Here is a 17547-nt window from a genome sequence, read left to right on the forward strand (position 1 = left end):
CTCCTGCACCTATTGCACAAACACGACGCCGGGTGGTGACCTTTCACAACAAAGGTCACCACCCGGCGTCGTGCTTCATACCACCTCCCTACCGGTGCCACACGCGCTGACTTAGCAGATACCATGGTTTCGTGACCTCCCCGCATCCCAGCCCCGCCACCCAGCCACTTCTGGGCGCCACCGAAATTCGCCGACTGGCCGAAGAAATCGGTGTGCGTCCCACTAAAACGCTGGGACAAAACTTTGTCATCGACGGCAACACCATCCGCCGTATTGTGGCAGCAGCCAATGTTGACCCCGGCGAAACCGTTTTGGAGGTGGGCCCGGGATTGGGCTCGCTGACTTTGGGTTTGCTCGATGCCGCTGCCCGTGTGGTGGCCGTTGAGATCGACCCCGTCCTGGCGGCCAAGCTGCCCTCCACCGTTGCTGCTTTTCGCCCGGAAAAGGCTGCCAACCTTGATGTGGTCCTCTCTGACGCCATGAGAGTCATGGAGCTCCCGGGCGAGCCCACAGCGTTGGTGGCGAATCTGCCCTACAACGTGGCCGTCCCCGTGGTGCTGCACCTCTTGGAACACTTCCCCTCGCTCAGGCATGGTCTGGTCATGGTTCAGGATGAGGTAGCGGACCGAATGGTTGCCGGACCTGGCTCCAAGACGTACGGCGTTCCCTCGGTCAAGGGCGCTTGGTACTCCAAGATGCGCAAGGCAGGCGTCATCGGCATGAACGTGTTTTGGCCGGCACCGAAGATTTCCTCCGGGCTGGTGGCTTTCACCCGCCATGAACCGCCGGTGACAAGTGCCTCACGGGAAGAGGTTTTTGCCGTGATTGATGCCGCGTTTGCCCAACGCCGCAAGACCCTGCGCGCAGCTTTGGCGGGCTGGGCCGGTGGCGCTGCCGAGGCCGAGACCTACCTGCGCATGGCCGGTGTGGATCCCAGCGCCCGCGGCGAAGTCATTGATGTGGCGGCCTATGCCCGCATTGCCGAAGCCAAACTTGGCATCACGGCCTAAGGATGGAGTCCATGGAGTCGGCAGGCACAGCTCGGAACGGCAGCTTTGAGGCGCTCTCCGAGCCCTTGTGGCAGCCGGAACCACGCCGGGTCAAGGTCCGCGCCCCTGGCAAGATCAACGCCTTCTTTCAGGTCGGGCCGCTGCGATCTGACGGCTATCACGCCGTCGCCAGTACCTATCTGGCCGTTTCACGCTACGAAGAAGTAGCAGCCACGGCCCGGTCTGGCACGCTGCCTACGGACATCACCGTCTCCGTCAGCTCCGCGAGCTCCTTGACGCCTGAACAGCTTGCCTCGATTCCACTGGACGGCAGTAATCTGGTGGTCAAGGCTGCGTTGCTCGTGGCCGACATCGCCGAGAAGCCCTGTGGTCTGCATCTGGAAATTACCAAGCACGTGCCCATCGCAGGCGGCATGGGCGGTGGTTCAGCTGATGCTGCCGCCACGCTCGTGGCCTGTGACGCGCTCTGGCACACTGGGCTCTCCCGCGAGGAATTGGCCCAGCTAGGGTCCGAGCTCGGCGCGGACGTGCCGTTCGCGCTCATGGGGGGTGCCGCCGTCGGGCTTGGCATTGGGGATGAGCTCACGGCAGCACTTGCGCCAACGCCGCTCCATTGGGTTCTGGTGCCAGCGGAGTTTGGTCTGTCCACGCCAGTGGTTTATGGGACGCTGGATACCTTGCGTGAGGCTGGCGGCATCCAGGCCGATGAGCCGGTGCAGGTTGAGGCGGGAGTCTTGGCGGCCTTGCGGGCCGGGGATGCGCAGGCTCTGGCGCCGTGGCTCCACAACGATCTGCAGACAGCTGCCGAGAACCTGGCTCCGTCACTGACCGCAGTGCTGGCGCAGGGGACGGCGTTGGGTGCGCTGGCGGCGATCGTCTCCGGATCCGGTCCCACCCTGGCGTTCCTTGCCGCAGACACCGCGCATGCGCAGGATTTGGCGGCAGCGTTGGGCGATCGCGGACACCGTGCGTGGCCCGTTGAGGGTCCCGTGCACGGCGCACACATCATTTTGTAACTTGATAAAAACGTAAAAAGAAAGTGGTACCACGTGGCTCATTTGCTGGGCGGGGAGAACCTCAGTGTCTCCTTCGCTACCCGAACCGTGCTCGACGGCGTCAGCGTCGGCCTTGAAGAAGGGGACCGTATTGGCATTGTGGGCCGCAACGGTGATGGCAAGTCCACACTGATGCGCCTGCTGGCCGGCCGCCAAACCGCCGATTCTGGCCGCGTCACCGTGCGCGGTGGCGTCCAGGTCAGCTACCTAGACCAGACGGACGTGCTGGACGGCGATGACACCGTGGGCTTCGCGATTGTGGGCGAGGCCGCCGATCACGAGTGGGCCTCCAACCCCAAGATTCGCGAGATCATGGGCGCCTTGGTGGGCGAGGTTGATTGGCATGCCAACATCCACACGCTCTCCGGTGGCCAGAAGCGCCGTGTGGCTCTGGCCAAGCTGCTCATTGGCGATGACGATGTCATTATGCTCGATGAGCCCACCAACCACCTCGATGTGGAAGGTGTCGCCTGGCTGGCACGGCACCTCAAGGCGCGCTGGCGTGCCAATGAAGGCGCCTTTGTGGTGGTCACCCACGATCGCTGGTTCCTTGATGAAGTGTGTACCCGTACCTGGGAAGTTCATGACGGCACCATTGACCCGTTCGACGGCGGTTACGCCGCCTATGTTTTGGCCCGCGCCGAGCGTGACCGGTCGGCAGCCGTCGTGGAATCCAAGCGTGTGCAGCTGGTCAAGAAGGAACTGGCGTGGCTGCGCCGCGGCGCACCTGCGCGAACGGCCAAGCCCAAGTTCCGCATTGAGGCTGCCAATGAACTGATTGCCGATGTTCCTGAGCCCCGCGATTCCGTGGCGCTGTCCAAGATGGCCACTGCGCGTCTGGGCAAGGACGTCATTGACTTAGAAAACGTCTCCCTGACCATCGGCGAGGGCGAGAGTGCCAAGAACCTGTTCAACAACATCACCTTGCGCCTGGCGCCGGGGGAGCGGCTGGGGCTGGTCGGCGTCAATGGTGCTGGCAAGACCACCTTGCTGCGCCTGCTCAACGGTGAGGTCGAGCCCTCGTCCGGGAAGATGAAGACCGGTTCCACTGTCAAGACCGCCGTGCTGACGCAGGAAGTGCGTGAGCTGGACGATGTCCTGACCATGCGAGTCGTGGAGGTCATCGAGCGGGAGAAGCGCTCCTTTGAAGTGGCTGGCAAGGAGATGAGCGCTGGCCAGCTCGTGGAGCAGCTCGGTTTCACCAAGGAAAAGCAGTGGACCATGGTCAAGGACCTCTCCGGTGGTGAGCGCCGCCGCCTGCAGCTGCTGCGACTGCTGGTGGGAGAGCCCAACGTGCTCATGCTCGATGAGCCCACCAATGACCTGGATACGGACACTTTGGCCGCCGTGGAGGACGTGCTCGATGGCTGGCCGGGCACGCTCGTGGTGGTCTCGCACGATCGGTACTTGCTGGAGCGTGTCACCGATCACCAGATGGCGTTGCTGGGCGACGGTAAGATCCGTGGCCTGGTCAGGGGCGTTGACGAGTACTTGGAGCTGCGCGAAAACGCCGGCCTGTCGCCTTCCTCTGGTGCCCCCAGCGCGGCTCCGGCTCCGTCCGGTCCCACCGAGGGCCAGAAGCGCGATGCTCGCAAGGTGCTGAACCGTCTGGAGCGTCAGCTGGGCAAGAACTCGGCCGCTGATGCCAAGATTCATGAGCAGATGGCCGCGAACGTGGGCAACTACGACGTCCTGGGCGATCTCCAGACGAAGCTGGCCAAGCTTGCCGACGAGCGCCAGGGCATGGAACTCGAGTGGCTGCAGGCGTCAGAGATCCTGGAGTAAGCCCCTGCTTGTGTCGGCACTGCGCTGACGTGCTTGTGTCTGACCTGCCCTGAGCCTGCTTGTGCCTTGAGCCTGCGCACCGTTGTTCCTTAACGGTGCGCAGCTCCAAGAGTGGCGCCTCTGGGCCTTTCACGAGCAGGATTTTCCCCCGCGAGCACAGCCTGTGGCAGAGCTCTGCCGGGATGCTTGGCCCACCTTGATGCGCTGGTGGATGGCCAACTGGGGCTTGAAAATGACTGTCACGACTGCCATGACCAACTGTCACCAAATGAGTAGGCGTGGCACGCGGGCCGTCGCCGTGGCAGCGTGCTGATGATCGAAAACGTGCCAACAAGCTGTTTGGGCGTTCCCGACAGTGTGAGCTTTGACACTCGATGGCGTCAAATTGGGTGGCGATGGAGGTCTCAACTCGCGCAACATGCCATGGCCGTGGCACACTATATTCTCGTGAGCTTCCAGCGAGAGCGGGAAGTGCATGGTCCGCTCTGGTGTAACGGCAGCACCCCAGCCTTTGGAGCTGTGGAGTACAGGTTCGAATCCTGTGGGCGGAACCGTAGTTGAAAATAAATCAGGCTTGCGGGCTGAGCAGGTACCATGGATGTTGTTTCCCATTGCGTACGTTTTGAAACGGACTATGGTCCGGGCAGGAGTGCCACTTAGTGAGCCCCCAAGAAATCCCCTCCAACAACCCGGCAGCTGTGATTGTCCTGGCCGCCGGTGCGGGCACGCGGATGAAATCACGCACACCCAAGATCCTGCACACCATCGGTGGCATTTCTATGGTTGGCCATGCACTGGCAGCGGCGAAGGGTCTGCACCCCGCCAAGCTGGCCGTTGTGGTTCGCCACGAACGCGAGCTCGTCGCTGCCCACATCGCCGAACTGGACGGCACTGCAGACATTGTTGATCAGGATGAGGTTCCAGGCACCGGCCGCGCCGTTCAGCAGGCCCTCGAAGCACTGGATGCTCAGGCACCTGTCGAAGGCACAGTAGTTGTCACCTACGGCGATGTTCCACTGTTGACCAGTGAACTGCTGACAGAACTCGTCGCCACGCACAACGCAGATTCCAATGCCGTCACCGTGCTGACAGCCGTGCTCGACGACGCCGCAGGCTATGGCCGCATCCTCCGCGATGCCTCCGACGGAACTGTTCTAGGCATCCGCGAGCACAAGGATGCCACGGAGGAAGAGCGCCAGATCCGTGAGATCAACTCCGGAATCTACGCCTTCGACGCCGCCGTCCTGCGCACCGCGCTGCAAAGCGTCACCACGGATAACAACCAGGGTGAGATGTACCTCACCGATGTTCTTTCCTTGGCGAGGAACGACGGCGGCCGCGTCGCCGCAGTCTCCACCACCGACCGCTGGCAGGTGGAAGGCGCCAACGATCGCGTACAGCTCGCTGCCCTGGGCACCGAGCATAACCGCCGCATCGTGGAAGGTTGGATGCGCGCTGGCGTGAGCATTATCGACCCCGCCACCACGTGGATCGACTCCACAGTGGTACTGGACGAAGACGTCACCATCCTGCCCGGCACCCAGCTGCACGGCACCACCACAGTGGCGCGTGACGCCGTCGTGGGTCCCGATTCAACGCTGACCAACGTGCAGATCGCCGAGGGCGCGGAGGTCACCCGCACCCACGGAAGCGGTGCCATCATCGGCGCGGGCGCGCATGTAGGCCCGTTCACCTACCTTCGTCCGGGCACCGTCTTGGGCGCCGACGGAAAGATTGGCGCGTTCTACGAAACCAAGAACGTCACCATCGGCCGCGGCTCCAAGCTCTCCCACCTCGGCTACGCCGGCGACGCTGAAATTGGCGAGGACACCAACATTGGCTGCGGCAACATCACAGCCAACTTTGACGGCGTGAACAAGCACCGCACAGTGATCGGCTCGGGCGTCCGCACAGGTTCCAACACAGTGTTTGTCGCCCCAGTGACGGTTGGCGATGGTGCCTTCACCGGTGCCGGTGCCATCGTTCGCAAGGACGTGCCGGCTGGCGCGCTCAGCTTGACGGTGGCTCCGCAGCGCAACGCCGAAGGCTGGACCACGGCGAACCGTCCCGGTAGCATCCCAGCCCAAGCGGCAGAGTCTGCTGCCGAAAACGCCAGCAACTAAAACTTCTCACCTACTCCCACCACCGCGAGAAAGAACATAATGAGCGAACTAAGTCATAACGTCGACAGAAAACTGGTCTTGGCTTCAGGCCGAGCGCACCCAGAGCTGGCCGAGGAAGTGGCGCGTTGCTTGAACACCGAGTTGCTGCCCATGTCGGCTTACGATTTCGCCAATGGTGAGATCTACGTTCGCTCGGGGGAGAGCGTTCGTGGCAAGGAAGTTTTCATCATTCAGGCGCACCCGGCACCGTTGAACAACTGGCTCATGGAGCAGCTGATCATGGTTGACTCCATGAAGCGCGCCTCTGCCGCCGCCATCACGGTGGTTGCACCGTTCTACCCGTACTCTCGCCAGGACAAGAAGGGCCGCGGCCGCGAGCCGATCTCGGCACGTCTGGTCGCTGATCTGTACAAGACCGCTGGCGCCGACCGCATCATGAGCGTTGACTTGCACACCGCGCAGATCCAGGGCTTCTTCGACGGTCCCGTGGATCACTTGTTCGCGATCCCGCTGTTGGCAGATCACATCCGCAACATTGTTGGGGACGACGACGTTACAGTCGTTTCGCCCGACACCGGCCGCGTGCGTGTGGCTGAGCAGTGGGCCGAGCGTTTGGGTGGCGCACCCTTGGCATTTGTTCACAAGTCGCGTGACCTCACGGTTCCGAACCAGGCTGTTTCCAAGACTGTTGTGGGACAGGTCGAGGGACGCACCTGCGTTTTGATCGATGACATGATCGACACCGGTGGAACCATTGCTGGCGCCGTACGCGTTCTCAAGGATGCCGGAGCCAAGGACGTCATTATCGCAGCCACGCACGCCGTGTTCTCCGATCCTGCCGCCGAGCGCCTCGCCAACTGTGGCGCACGCGAGGTTGTTGTGACCAACACGCTGCCCATCCCGGAAGAGAAGCGTTTCCCCACGTTGACGGTGCTCTCCATTGCACCCCTGCTGGCACGTGCTATCAAGGAAGTCTTCGAGGACGGTTCCGTTACGAGCCTGTTCGACGGCGACGCCTAACCACCACTGGCTTTTAGCTTTCAAACCAACGGCCGCTTCCCTTTGCTGGGAGGTGGCCGTTGGTGTTTCCGGCTCAAGGGAAGCGGCCGTTGCTGTGTCCGGCTCTGCGCCCGAGGTGCGTTGTAGCTCGCCTCGCTGGCCGCCGCTGCCCGAACCTGTTGCCCACACGCCTTGCCCGTACAACCCGTCCGCCCTCTCGCCGCTGCCCGCCTTGCCCGAACCTTATGCGCCTGACTGCTCCTGAGTTTGGCGCATGGTCTCCCTGGCGCTGAACTGGGCACGGGCTCGGCGCATAACAGCGTCTCAGCTACGGCATGCGCTGGATTCCGCCCTCAGCCAGGCGCATAAAGTAAGCCGTTGTCCCTCCACAGGCATCACCTAAGTCGGCTTATCCACAATCACGACGTCGGGGCTGTCGCGGCCGCCGTCCCGTGGGCACGCTAGGTACATGACACTTTCAGCAGCAGTAAAGAACCGGTCAGTGGCGGATGAAGTTGCTTGGTACGGCAAGGTTGCGAGAAGGAAAGACCTGCTGTCAAGGGGATGCACAGCCTGGAGCTTGAAGCAGGCCGTAGTGGCAGGAATTATCAGTCAGATATGCCGTGGATATTATGCCCTGCCGGATGCTGATCCGTTGGATATCCATCTAGCACTGCATCAGGCGAGGCGGACATGTTTCACGAAGGCCGAGCAGCTGGGGTTGTGGGTCATTAAATCTCCCCTTCTTCCGCACGTTGCCGCAGCTCACGGCAGGCCAATTTCTGGGTGTGTGGTTCATAGAGTGAGTCGACCGCAAACCTTGATGGACATCCTGCGCCAATGCATCACATGTGGTTCCGAGGTAGATGGCTTAGCTGCGCTGGAATCTGCAGTCGTGCTCAAGATGTGCACTATCCCTGAGCTTCGCGCCGAATTCACCAGACGCGAAGACACGGGTGCAAGGGCGATTATTGGCATGATTGATCCACAAGCCATGTCCATCGCAGAAACTGTGGCCAGATATTATCTGCGCCGGGCCGGCCTCAACGTCCAAGGCCAGTTTTACGTCAAAGGCGTTGGGCAGTTAGACCTCTTGGTTGAAGGCCTGCTGGGCGTGGAAACAGATGGTGAGACGTACCACAACACGGCGAGTGGATGGGCTGAGGATTTGAGGCGCGACAATCTACTGGTCATCAAAGGTTTGTGGTGCTTGCGCATTCCGGCGAAGATGGTGCTGGGGAGTCCAGATATCATGCTGAAATGGGTGCGTGAGGCGCTGGAAATGATCAGTTCCGCGCCACACTGAAGAAGCAATCCGGCGCATAAGATCACTTAAATTCCGCTATGCGCCATACTGCAAGTGAGTTCATCGCATGGTGTTCCCTGCGCCAAACTGGGCTGCGGTTCGGCGCATAGGTGTTCCGGAGCCCGGGCGCGGCAATCCGCAGCCGCCCGAGCAGCTGCCTGAGCGCTCCACCCGCCCCGTTGCACGCTGCCAACGCGCCAGTCTGCTAAACTAGTCCAGTAAACCTTGGCGAGGGATGCCCACCTAGTGAGTATCCGTGATCGACTGGGTCTCGCAGCTCCTGACTTTCATGTTGTGGATTGTGTTGACCTGTTTAGTCCACGCCCACCCCCTATGAAATGAAGGAGCTTTTTTCATGTCAGATTTGAACCTCATTGGTGAAGCACGCAACGAGTTCGGCAAGGGCGCTGCACGCCGCATCCGCCGCGCCAAGCAGATCCCCGCAGTAATCTACGGCCACGGCGTTGCACCCCTGCACATCGTCCTGCCGGAGCGCGAAACCGTTCGCGCCATCCGCGCCTCCAACGCTCTGCTGCGCGTCACGGTCGACGGCGTTGAGCACCTCGCCCTGGTCAAGGACGTCCAGAAGGACCCCGTACTTCAGATCGTTGAGCACATCGACCTGTTGACCGTTAAGAAGGGCGAGAAGGTCATCGTTGACGTTCCCGTTCACCTCATTGGCGAGCCTGCTCCCTCCGTTGTTGTCAACCAGGAAGAAATGACCGTCAGCCTCTCCGCTGATGCAACCAACGTCCCGGTTCGCATCGATGTCGACATCACCGGCCGCACCTCCGGTCAGCACATCTACGCAACTGACCTGGTTCTGCCGGCAGATGCCGAGCTGGAGAACGATTCCATCATGCTGATCGCCCACTTGGCTGAGCAGGCTGCTGAAGCCGAAGCTGCTCCGGCTGCTGAGTAGTCTTCACCTCATATGAGTGGAACATGGCTTGTAGTCGGGCTCGGGAACTCCGGGCCCGGCTACAGCCGTAACCGGCACAATATTGGCTACATGGTGGTTGAGGAATTAGCCTCCCGCCTTGGAGCTACTTTCAAGACCCATAAAGCCAAGGCTTTGGTGGCCACGGGTCGCCTGGCCGTGGGCGGGCATAAGTTGATCTTGGCCAAACCCGCCGTCTTCATGAACCTCAATGGAGGTCCGACGGCGGCACTCGCCAAGTTCTATAACCTCCCCGCCGCGAATGTCATCGCCGTCCACGACGAAATTGATATCCCCTTCGACACCGTAAAGGTCAAAATTGGCGGCGGTGAAGGCGGCCACAATGGTCTGCGTGATATTTCCCGGACCTTGGGCACCAAGGATTATTACCGCGTCCGTGCGGGAGTTGGACGCCCTCCGGGCCGAGCCGATGCCGCCAGCCACGTCTTGCGCGACTTCTCTACCGTGGAAAACAAAACCCTCCCGTTCCTGATCGATAACGCAGCAGACGCCGTCGAACTTTTGGTCAGCGAGGGCCTGCTGGCCGCGCAGGGAAAATTCAGCTAATCCGACTCATTGTGTCGCGCACCACCCCTACTGTGTAGTTTGTCCACCCCAACTGTTATGATCGCCATTATGCGGTGCGGCAGCTCTGAGGGGCTGTTGGACGTAGGACAAACGGGGTCTCGAGATGACAACACATAACAATGTCGCCGCTGGAAAATGGACGAAACCTGCGGCAATGGGGACATTCGAAGCCATGGGCGCGGCTGATAGGAAGTTCTGGTCTTCTTTCGTTAGGCAGACGGAAATCGACCGGACTGTTCGCGCCCTCAATGACCCTGCCACCTATGGGGTCACGGTCATCGGACCCTGGGGCGTCGGCAAGACTACTCTTGCGCGTGCGGTAGAAAAAACGTTGGCTCCCACCACTCACATTGAACGTTTGTTCGGCTCATCGGCAGAAGCTCTCATCTCTTACGGCCCCCTGTCCATGCTGATGGCCCGGCTGCCTGCCAACGCGCTGGAAACCCCTACAGGGGTGATCCGCGGAATTGATGAACTCATCAGAGCGGACGCGGCTGGCCGTGATGTGCTCCTGATTGTGGATGATCTTCCTGGGCTGGATTTCTTGACAGTGGGTGTCATGATGCACCTGGTGCTGGGCGGAACGGCCAAGGTCCTGGTCATGGCACGGGATTCCGCCGATCTCCCCGAAGACCTGGTGTGGTTAGCTAAGGACGGACAACTCGGTGAAATCCGGTTGGACCATTTCAGTGTGGCCGAAGTAGGGGAGCTGATTGCCAAAGCGACCGGGACCTTTGTGTCCCAAACTGCTGTGACGGCTTTGCATGAGGCCAGCAACGGCATTCCGCTGGTCCTGCAGGCTTTGTTCCGCGAACAGGTAGTCAAGGGAAGCATTGTCAAACACCTTGGCGGCTGGGTTGTGAAAGACGCTATCAATCTGGACTCCACCAGCGCCATGGCAGAAATTGTGAGCTCTCGGCTATCGCGGGAGGATGCTGCCGTGCGTCTGGGCGTGGAGAAGATGTCACTCCTTGGCAATGCGCCCCTGCAGGTGGCGATCTCTGCCTTGGGGCAGGAGACTCTGTGGCAGCTCGAGGAACGCGGATTCGTTGAGATTTCAGTTGAAGGGCGCCATCGGGCGTTCCTTGCCGAGCAATATGTTGGGGATATTGTTCGCAGTGGGCTAACCCCGAAGCGGATGGCTGAACTCTTTGCGCAGATTGCACTGACAGTCGATCAGGAGTTGGAATCGCTTGATGGTCGTGAAACCATGTCGCTGGCCACATGGACTCTCGACGCCGGGATGGTCTTGGACCCTCGGGTTGCCTTGGCCGCGGCGCTGAGCGCATTGCGGAACTTTGATCCAGTGTTAGCAATCCGCTGTGCAACACAAATTCCCACAGATAACCCCTTGTGGGTCAAATCAGTACAGGCCAGAAGCGCAGCTTATCAACTGCTGGCTGACTACAGGGGCGCCGTTGCTGTCCTTGACGCCGTACCTGCCACCGTCATTTCGCAGCTACCCTTTGAAGAATTTGGGGCATGGGTGTTGGCCTGCACTCGGGCACTGCTGTGGGTAGAAGGGGGCTTGCCGCGAATTCAGGAGCTGTTGGCTGGGGCCGAAGAACGCCTCGTTGACGAAAATGGCAGGGGGCAGGACACAACAAAAAAGTTGGGACTGACACTTCTGAACTTGGCCCGTTTTGAATACCAGATCCACGGGGGCGAGTTCAGTGCCGTCATCCCGGAGTTGGAGGCTGCAATCAATGAGGGTGAGTCTGAATATCGTCTTAATTGCGAGTGCCTGCTCGTTCCTGCGCTGGCGGCGGTTGGCCGTGAGTTGGATGCGATTGCGCTGGCCAAACGCATCGAGACGGACGCTGCAGCCCTTGGCATGACTCCACTTTTCAGTGACTACGCTCGCAACGGAAAGGCGATTGCTCAGATTTGGAGCGGGCAATGGATCGACTGCGTTGCGATGCTTCAAGATGAGATTGAAGGCTTACAGCGCCCCGTTCCTTACCGCGGCGGATTGATTGAGCTCAACCTTGGCTTGGCACATGCATTTGCCGGACGCGGGGCCGAGGCAGTGCAGGTGCTCATGTCTGCGGCCGCCCAGCTTGAAGCCCGAAACAGTGACCATGCCCTGGGCCTGGCCTATGCTGCGTTGGCCTTCTGTCATGCCCAAGTCAACAATGAACAGGATGCAAGGGGCTGGCTGGAACTGGCCGAATCCGTCCCCTGGCCAACTTTATGGACCAACCAGGCAATGCTGAATTTCTTCACGCACCTTGCGCTGCGCTGGCTCGATGACCCGCGGGCAACTGAACAATTGCATCTCGCAGCCCTCGTTGACATCGACAAGGGACGGTTTGCCATGGCGTCCATGTCACTTTTCGCCGCAACCATCCAGGCGAGCGACAAGGATTACGCGCTGCTCGAGGAAGTTTCCTTGCGGCGCCAAGGCCCCATGGCAGCGCTGAATGTACTACTGGCACGCAGTTGCCGCACGAGTGATGCCGAAAAGGCGCTGGAAGCCGCGCACATTGCCGAGACCTTGAAGCTCGACGCCGTCGAATCCCGATGCGCGGTTCTCGCCTTGGATTTCGCGAGGGACGCGGGAAGAAACTCCGTGGCCAGGCTGGCATCGCAGCGCTTAGACCGGCTCCAGAAGAACCTGCCAAAATTGCCCTTCCAGCCCCAGAGCGCGGGGGTCAAGCTCACGCAGCGGGAAATTCAAGTGGCGAAGTTGGCCAAACGCGGGCTAGGTAACCGTGCCATTGCGGACAGGATCGGCGTCTCTGTCAGGACCGTGGAAGGTCACCTCTATCAGCTGTACAGCAAGCTGGGTATCACCACCAGGCATGAGCTTGCAGAAGACCAGGACTTTTAGGCAATGGCAGTGAATTCCGGAAACGACCACCAGCGGGATCGAGCTAAGCGTGCTACGCCGTTCTGCCGTCAGGCGGAACTGGAAGAATTAACCAACCAGCTGCATCGGTCTGGCTGCAGTGCTATCTTTTTGAGCAGTGAAATGGGGATGGGCACCACCTCCTTGCTGCGTGAACTGGCCAAGGCAAGCTCCTCCCACTCAGCAGTGATTTCACTGCAGGGGACGCCTTCGTTGGCCTCTATACCTTTTGGTATTCTTGCTCCTTTTCTGCGCCGGAGCTCGGATGCTTTTGTGGAATCACATGTTGATGCCATCAGGAAGACTCTTGCCCTTTTGGACGAGCAAGAGTCAAAACTGCGGGCAGAGCTCGGTCCAGACGTGGAGCTTGGCAAACCTTTGCTGATCCTTGACGAATCCGGCTCCATCGACAGGGCCACAGCTGAGGTGGTGGTCAATCTTGCTCAGGCGGAGAAGATCCAGGTGGTTGTTGCCCACCGTACAGGAACTGAACCTGTCAGTCCCTTGCCGCAACTTTGGGATGCCGGCGTCGCTGAAAGGTTCCATTTGTGGGCCTTGACGCGTGAGGATGGGCACGCGTTTTGCGCCGGGTTGCTGGGTGGGTCACCCACGGCAAACACCGGCTGGTACTTCTGGCACACAGCTGCCGGGAACCCGCTCCTCATCAAGCTGCTCATGGACGATGCCCTGGCCAATGGCAAGCTACACCAGCGAAACGGTCTGTGGGTGATGGACATTGCCTCGGTGCCTGCCGGGTATCAATTGCAGTCAGTTGTCAGGGAACAATTGCGTGGGTTATCAGCGGTGGCACTGAGGACCCTGAACCTTGTGGCTTTGTCGGAACCAGTTGCTGCCGAAATAGTCAGCAAGCAGATGGGAGCAGAGGCGTTGGCGGAACTCTTTGAGCGCCATCTGCTCCAGGAGACCTTTGACGGAACCGCATTGCTGAGGCTGATCAACCCGGTCTACGGGGAGGTTATTCGCGAGATGGTGCCTCGAGCCCAGAGCCGCATGTTGCACAGCCGGCTCATCAACGAGCTCAAGATGGAATCCACCACGCCGGAGTCTGCCTTGCGGATGGTCATTTGGACTCTGGAAAGTGGTCTTCCGGTTCCCGACGACGATCTGTTGAAGGCTGCCATTTTTGCGTGCAAGCTGTATGAAACCGGGATGGCCTTGCGTCTGGCCGATGAGGTTACGGGTTCGCAAAACTTTGGTAGGGCTCATGCCATCAAGGCGCGTGCTCGGTTCAATGTGGGGGAGTACGCTGCAGCGGCGGCACTGTTGGAGCACTCTCCGCAGAGTGCCGGTAGTGTCTCAGAGCTCATGTTCGGCGGGTTGTTGCGGGCTGCCACAAAGTCGACGCTAGGGCTTGCCGCGGACACCATTCATGCTGATGCCAGCACCTTGCGCTTACACGCAGACAGGCTTGCGTCCGGCGATCCGGAGAACGCACAGGACATCTTGTTGCGGGCGGGGGAGCGGGGCAACATCATCGACTTGATGGCTCATTCCAGGGCTGGCGAGTACCACCTGATGCAGCCCCACATACAAACCGTGCTCGAGCGAACTACCGGAAATGAAGATGCGGATCATTTGTGCAATCGGTCCATGGCTTTGGCGCTGGACGCCGAACGGTTAAGTGCCTTGGGCCAACCCGTCGCTGGCATGGCACGGGCTATGGCGGCCTTCGCGATTGTGCAGGCCGAGGATCATGATGTGTACTTCGTTCCGGAAATGATCATCACCCGGGCTCAGGTTGCCTCGTTGACGGCGGGGCTGTGGGACGAGGCTGAGCAGTTGATGCAGTCCCTCGCCGTAGACGTCGGTAAGGCCACGATTTCCTTTGGTGGCAGTGTTGGTGTTGCCCGTGGGATGATGCTGCTGCGTCAGGGGCGCACCACTGCCGCGTTGGCGGCGCTGCTGGAGAGCTGCGATGGTCTGGCGCACAGCGATCCACAGCAGCTCTTAGGCTATTGCACGGCCATGGCAGCGTATGCGGCGGCTAAATCGGGACGCCTCGACACTGCGCGGGAGCTGGTTCAGCAGTACTCGGAGGACACCGGGATGTTCATCGTGGTAGCCCATGAACGATCCTTCATTGCCGCAGCACGTGAGTATTTGGACGGCGATGGGGCAGGTATTACAGAGCTTTTCAGCGTGGCTGATGATCTCCACGCGCGAGGACAATTCACGGCGGAGCTCAATGCGCTGGCTCTGCTGATGGAGTTTGAACCGAATAAAGCGCGACGCCGGATCCTGGCTATCGCGACACAGGTGGAGGGCCGCTGGGCTGCTGGTTTGGCCTCCTTTGCCGAGGCTCTTGAGCAAAAAAACGCTCCAGTGCTGGTGAATGTGGCCGAACAGCTTTTGGAAGCACAAATGTACCAATATGCTGGCAGGGCGTTTCGGCTGGCATCATCTGCATTAGCCAAGGACCGCCACTCTCTTCTGTCACATCGGGTGCGTGACGGTCTTGAACGGGTCGACGCTGCCGTTGGCGAGGTGCAGGAGTCGAGGCCTGGGGTACATGGCGGTCATCGCCGACTCCGAGAACGGTTGACAGCTAGAGAGCTCGAAATCACGCTCATGGCCGCACAGGGACTGAGTGATAAGTCCATTGCGGCTGCCCTCCATGTCTCGGTTCGAACAGTTGAAGGGCATCTGTACAGGGCCTATACGAAGCTGGAGATAACCGACCGCAATGATCTGGTGCAGGTCCTCTCTGATTAGGGAACACCCCTCCGCTGTGAAGCGTCAACAAGCGCTGTGAGGCGTTATTAAGCACCGAAAACCACTGTCTTGCGCTGCGCGAGATGGTGTTTTTTTGTGTGCCAGGAATCCATAACCAAGTACCGCGCTCCAGGGAGTGAGTACCTCTGCAGGTATTTCCCAGCATCATACTCAGGCAAGCTGCGACTAATAGCGTAGTGGCCACTCGTGCACGCAGTGCTCGCAGGCCGTTAGCTAGAGGTATCCCACCGGATAGCTGTGCAGGAAGGTCTCAATGTCTAGTTCAAAGCACGCGGTGGTGCACCTTGCTGGGGGAGTCAAAGCCTGTCACGAAGCGCACCTACGCCACGTAGTTACCCATGCTTCGCCCTCTCCCCAACAAGACCTGCCCAATCTCTGTCATTGGGCTCCCTATTCGGAGCCGGCGGCGGATAAGCCTTCTGAGACCAAGGCTTTCCCCCAGCCGTCGTCGGCTCCCCCTAACCGTTGGAACCACTGGGCGCACAAGCAGCCCGTGGTGAGCGTTCTCGCTCTGTGCTCGTTCGGAAAGGGGATGTCATGAGCATTCTCAAAAACCACTCAACGATTTTATCGACAGGCACCCTGACCGGAACCGGACGGCGCCAGACGCTGAAGCCAGCGCACAGCAAACACTCAGTGTGGGACGCACGGCTGCGCCCCGCCACCGCAGGCAACCTGGTGACGGGCGTCAACTGGTCTACCGCCTACGCCCGCAACATTCGCCTGACCGACTTCATCGTCACTTTGACTGTCGTGAGTGTGGCCTTTATAGGGCGGTTCATGTTCGATGGCTCCACTGGCCTGCAAGGAGCAACCATCCAATACATTCCCTTGAGCATTCTTGTGCTGCTCATGTGGAATGCGGATCTTGAATTATTCCGCACCCGCGACAAGCGCATCTTTGGATCTGGGGCTAGCGAATACAAGCGAATCATCCATTCGACCCTGCGTGCTTTTGGTCTGCTGGCCATCTTCTTGGTGGTCCTGAAATTCGATATTGCCCGTGGATTCTTCGCCATAGCGTTGCCCTTGGGCGTTTTTCTTCTGCTGGTGAGTCGGTGGCTGTGGCGCAGGTGGTTGGCCAGGCGCCGAGCAGCGGGGAGCTACTTCTCCAACGCCGTCGTGATGGGTGGCGCCGAAGATGCCGGCTACGTCATCTCCCAGTTGCGGTCCAACCCGGGCACCGGATACAAAGTGGCGGGCGTGGCATTGACATCGCTGAGCGCTGGTACCGAACTCACGCCGCCGTGGTATCGAGTTCCCGTTTTTTCCAGCGAAGCACAGCTTGAAAAAGTACTGGCCGCAACGGGGGCAGACACCGTCATCGTTGCAGGAAATTTGCCTGGTGGCCCGAGTGCTATCCAACAGCTTGGTTGGGATTTGGGTGAACTGCATACCGAACTTGTTCTAGCATCAAGCCTGACCAATGTGGCTGGCCCCAGGGTGCATTTTCGCCCAGTGGAGGGGCTGCCGTTGATGCACGTTGAGCTGCCGCAGTACTCAGGAGGCAAACACGTCTACAAGCGGGCCATGGACGTGGTTCTCTCAGCCATGGCGCTGCTAGTTCTCTCACCGTTATTTCTGCTGCTGGCAGTGATTGTTCGCACGGGCAGCTCGGGCCCAGCGTTCTTCCGTCAGGAGCGCGTTGGTCGCGATGGCGAACCCTTCAAGATGCTCAAGTTCAGGTCAATGGTCACTGACGCGGAAAAACGCCTGGGCGACCTCGCCAGTCACAACGAAGGTGCCGGGCCATTATTCAAAATGACCCACGATCCACGCATTACCAAGTGCGGCCGGTGGATGCGCAAGTACTCCCTCGATGAGCTTCCGCAGTTCTGGAATGTATTGCTCGGGAACATGAGCCTTGTTGGCCCCCGCCCGCCGCTTGCTACCGAAGTTGCGCAGTATCAGGCCCCAACCGGGCGCCGCCTGCTCATCAAGCCCGGCATTACCGGCCTGTGGCAGGTCAGTGGTCGCTCAGACCTCCCTTGGGATGAGGCAGTTCGGCTAGATCTCTACTACGTGGAGAACTGGTCTCTGACCGGTGACTTCATCATTCTTTGGCGCACCGCCAAGGCTGTCTACTCCCCGGAGGGTGCTCGCTGACCGGCTTGTGCGCGTTACAACATAACTTCA

General features: G+C 60.0%; 11 protein-coding genes and 1 tRNA gene. All 12 read left to right on the top strand.

Annotation, left to right across the window (positions count from 1 at the left end; translation table 11 throughout):
- Positions 1-131: 131 nt before the first annotated feature.
- The 12 genes from rsmA (at position 132) to CXQ93_RS02050 (ending at position 17517) form a co-directional block, all read left to right on the top strand.
- Positions 132-1010 carry a 16S rRNA (adenine(1518)-N(6)/adenine(1519)-N(6))-dimethyltransferase RsmA gene (gene rsmA, locus CXQ93_RS01990; RefSeq protein ID WP_104108795.1) on the top strand — a complete coding sequence of 293 codons (879 nt, stop codon included), beginning with the start codon at positions 132-134 and terminating at the stop codon, positions 1008-1010.
- Positions 1011-1021: 11 nt separating this feature from the next.
- Positions 1022-2026 (top strand): 4-(cytidine 5'-diphospho)-2-C-methyl-D-erythritol kinase, encoded by a 1005-nt coding sequence (locus CXQ93_RS01995; protein ID WP_104108796.1) that lies wholly within the window; start codon positions 1022-1024, stop codon positions 2024-2026.
- 33 nt (positions 2027-2059) lie between these two features.
- Complete coding sequence (locus tag CXQ93_RS02000) at positions 2060-3850, top strand: ABC-F family ATP-binding cassette domain-containing protein (RefSeq protein ID WP_104108797.1); 1791 nt, start codon at positions 2060-2062, stop codon at positions 3848-3850.
- Positions 3851-4329: 479 nt separating this feature from the next.
- A tRNA-Gln gene (locus CXQ93_RS02010) sits at positions 4330-4401 on the top strand.
- 180 nt (positions 4402-4581) lie between these two features.
- On the top strand, positions 4582-5973 hold the full coding sequence (gene glmU / locus CXQ93_RS02015; RefSeq protein WP_374953379.1) for a bifunctional UDP-N-acetylglucosamine diphosphorylase/glucosamine-1-phosphate N-acetyltransferase GlmU: 1392 nt from the start codon (positions 4582-4584) through the stop codon (positions 5971-5973).
- A gap of 39 nt (positions 5974-6012) precedes the next feature.
- Positions 6013-6993, top strand: a complete 981-nt coding sequence (locus CXQ93_RS02020) for a ribose-phosphate diphosphokinase (RefSeq protein WP_104108800.1) — start codon at positions 6013-6015, stop codon at positions 6991-6993.
- Between the two features lie 448 nt (positions 6994-7441).
- Positions 7442-8278 carry a type IV toxin-antitoxin system AbiEi family antitoxin domain-containing protein gene (locus tag CXQ93_RS20355; RefSeq protein WP_146073134.1) on the top strand — a complete coding sequence of 279 codons (837 nt, stop codon included), beginning with the start codon at positions 7442-7444 and terminating at the stop codon, positions 8276-8278.
- Between the two features lie 355 nt (positions 8279-8633).
- Positions 8634-9200 carry a 50S ribosomal protein L25/general stress protein Ctc gene (locus tag CXQ93_RS02030; protein ID WP_062291369.1) on the top strand — a complete coding sequence of 189 codons (567 nt, stop codon included), beginning with the start codon at positions 8634-8636 and terminating at the stop codon, positions 9198-9200.
- A gap of 12 nt (positions 9201-9212) precedes the next feature.
- Positions 9213-9785 carry an aminoacyl-tRNA hydrolase gene (gene pth / locus CXQ93_RS02035; RefSeq protein ID WP_104108802.1) on the top strand — a complete coding sequence of 191 codons (573 nt, stop codon included), beginning with the start codon at positions 9213-9215 and terminating at the stop codon, positions 9783-9785.
- Between the two features lie 175 nt (positions 9786-9960).
- Positions 9961-12639, top strand: a complete 2679-nt coding sequence (locus tag CXQ93_RS02040; protein ID WP_181036010.1) for a LuxR C-terminal-related transcriptional regulator — start codon at positions 9961-9963, stop codon at positions 12637-12639.
- 3 nt (positions 12640-12642) lie between these two features.
- Entirely contained in the window at positions 12643-15390 is a 2748-nt protein-coding gene (locus tag CXQ93_RS02045) for a helix-turn-helix transcriptional regulator (protein WP_104108804.1), read from the top strand.
- A gap of 558 nt (positions 15391-15948) precedes the next feature.
- A complete protein-coding gene (locus tag CXQ93_RS02050) occupies positions 15949-17517 on the top strand; it encodes a sugar transferase (protein ID WP_104108805.1) in 1569 nt (522 codons plus the stop codon).
- The last annotated feature ends 30 nt before the right edge of the window (positions 17518-17547 follow it).

The sequence above is a fragment of the Arthrobacter sp. N199823 genome, assembly GCF_002929705.1.
Taxonomy (GTDB): domain Bacteria; phylum Actinomycetota; class Actinomycetes; order Actinomycetales; family Micrococcaceae; genus Specibacter.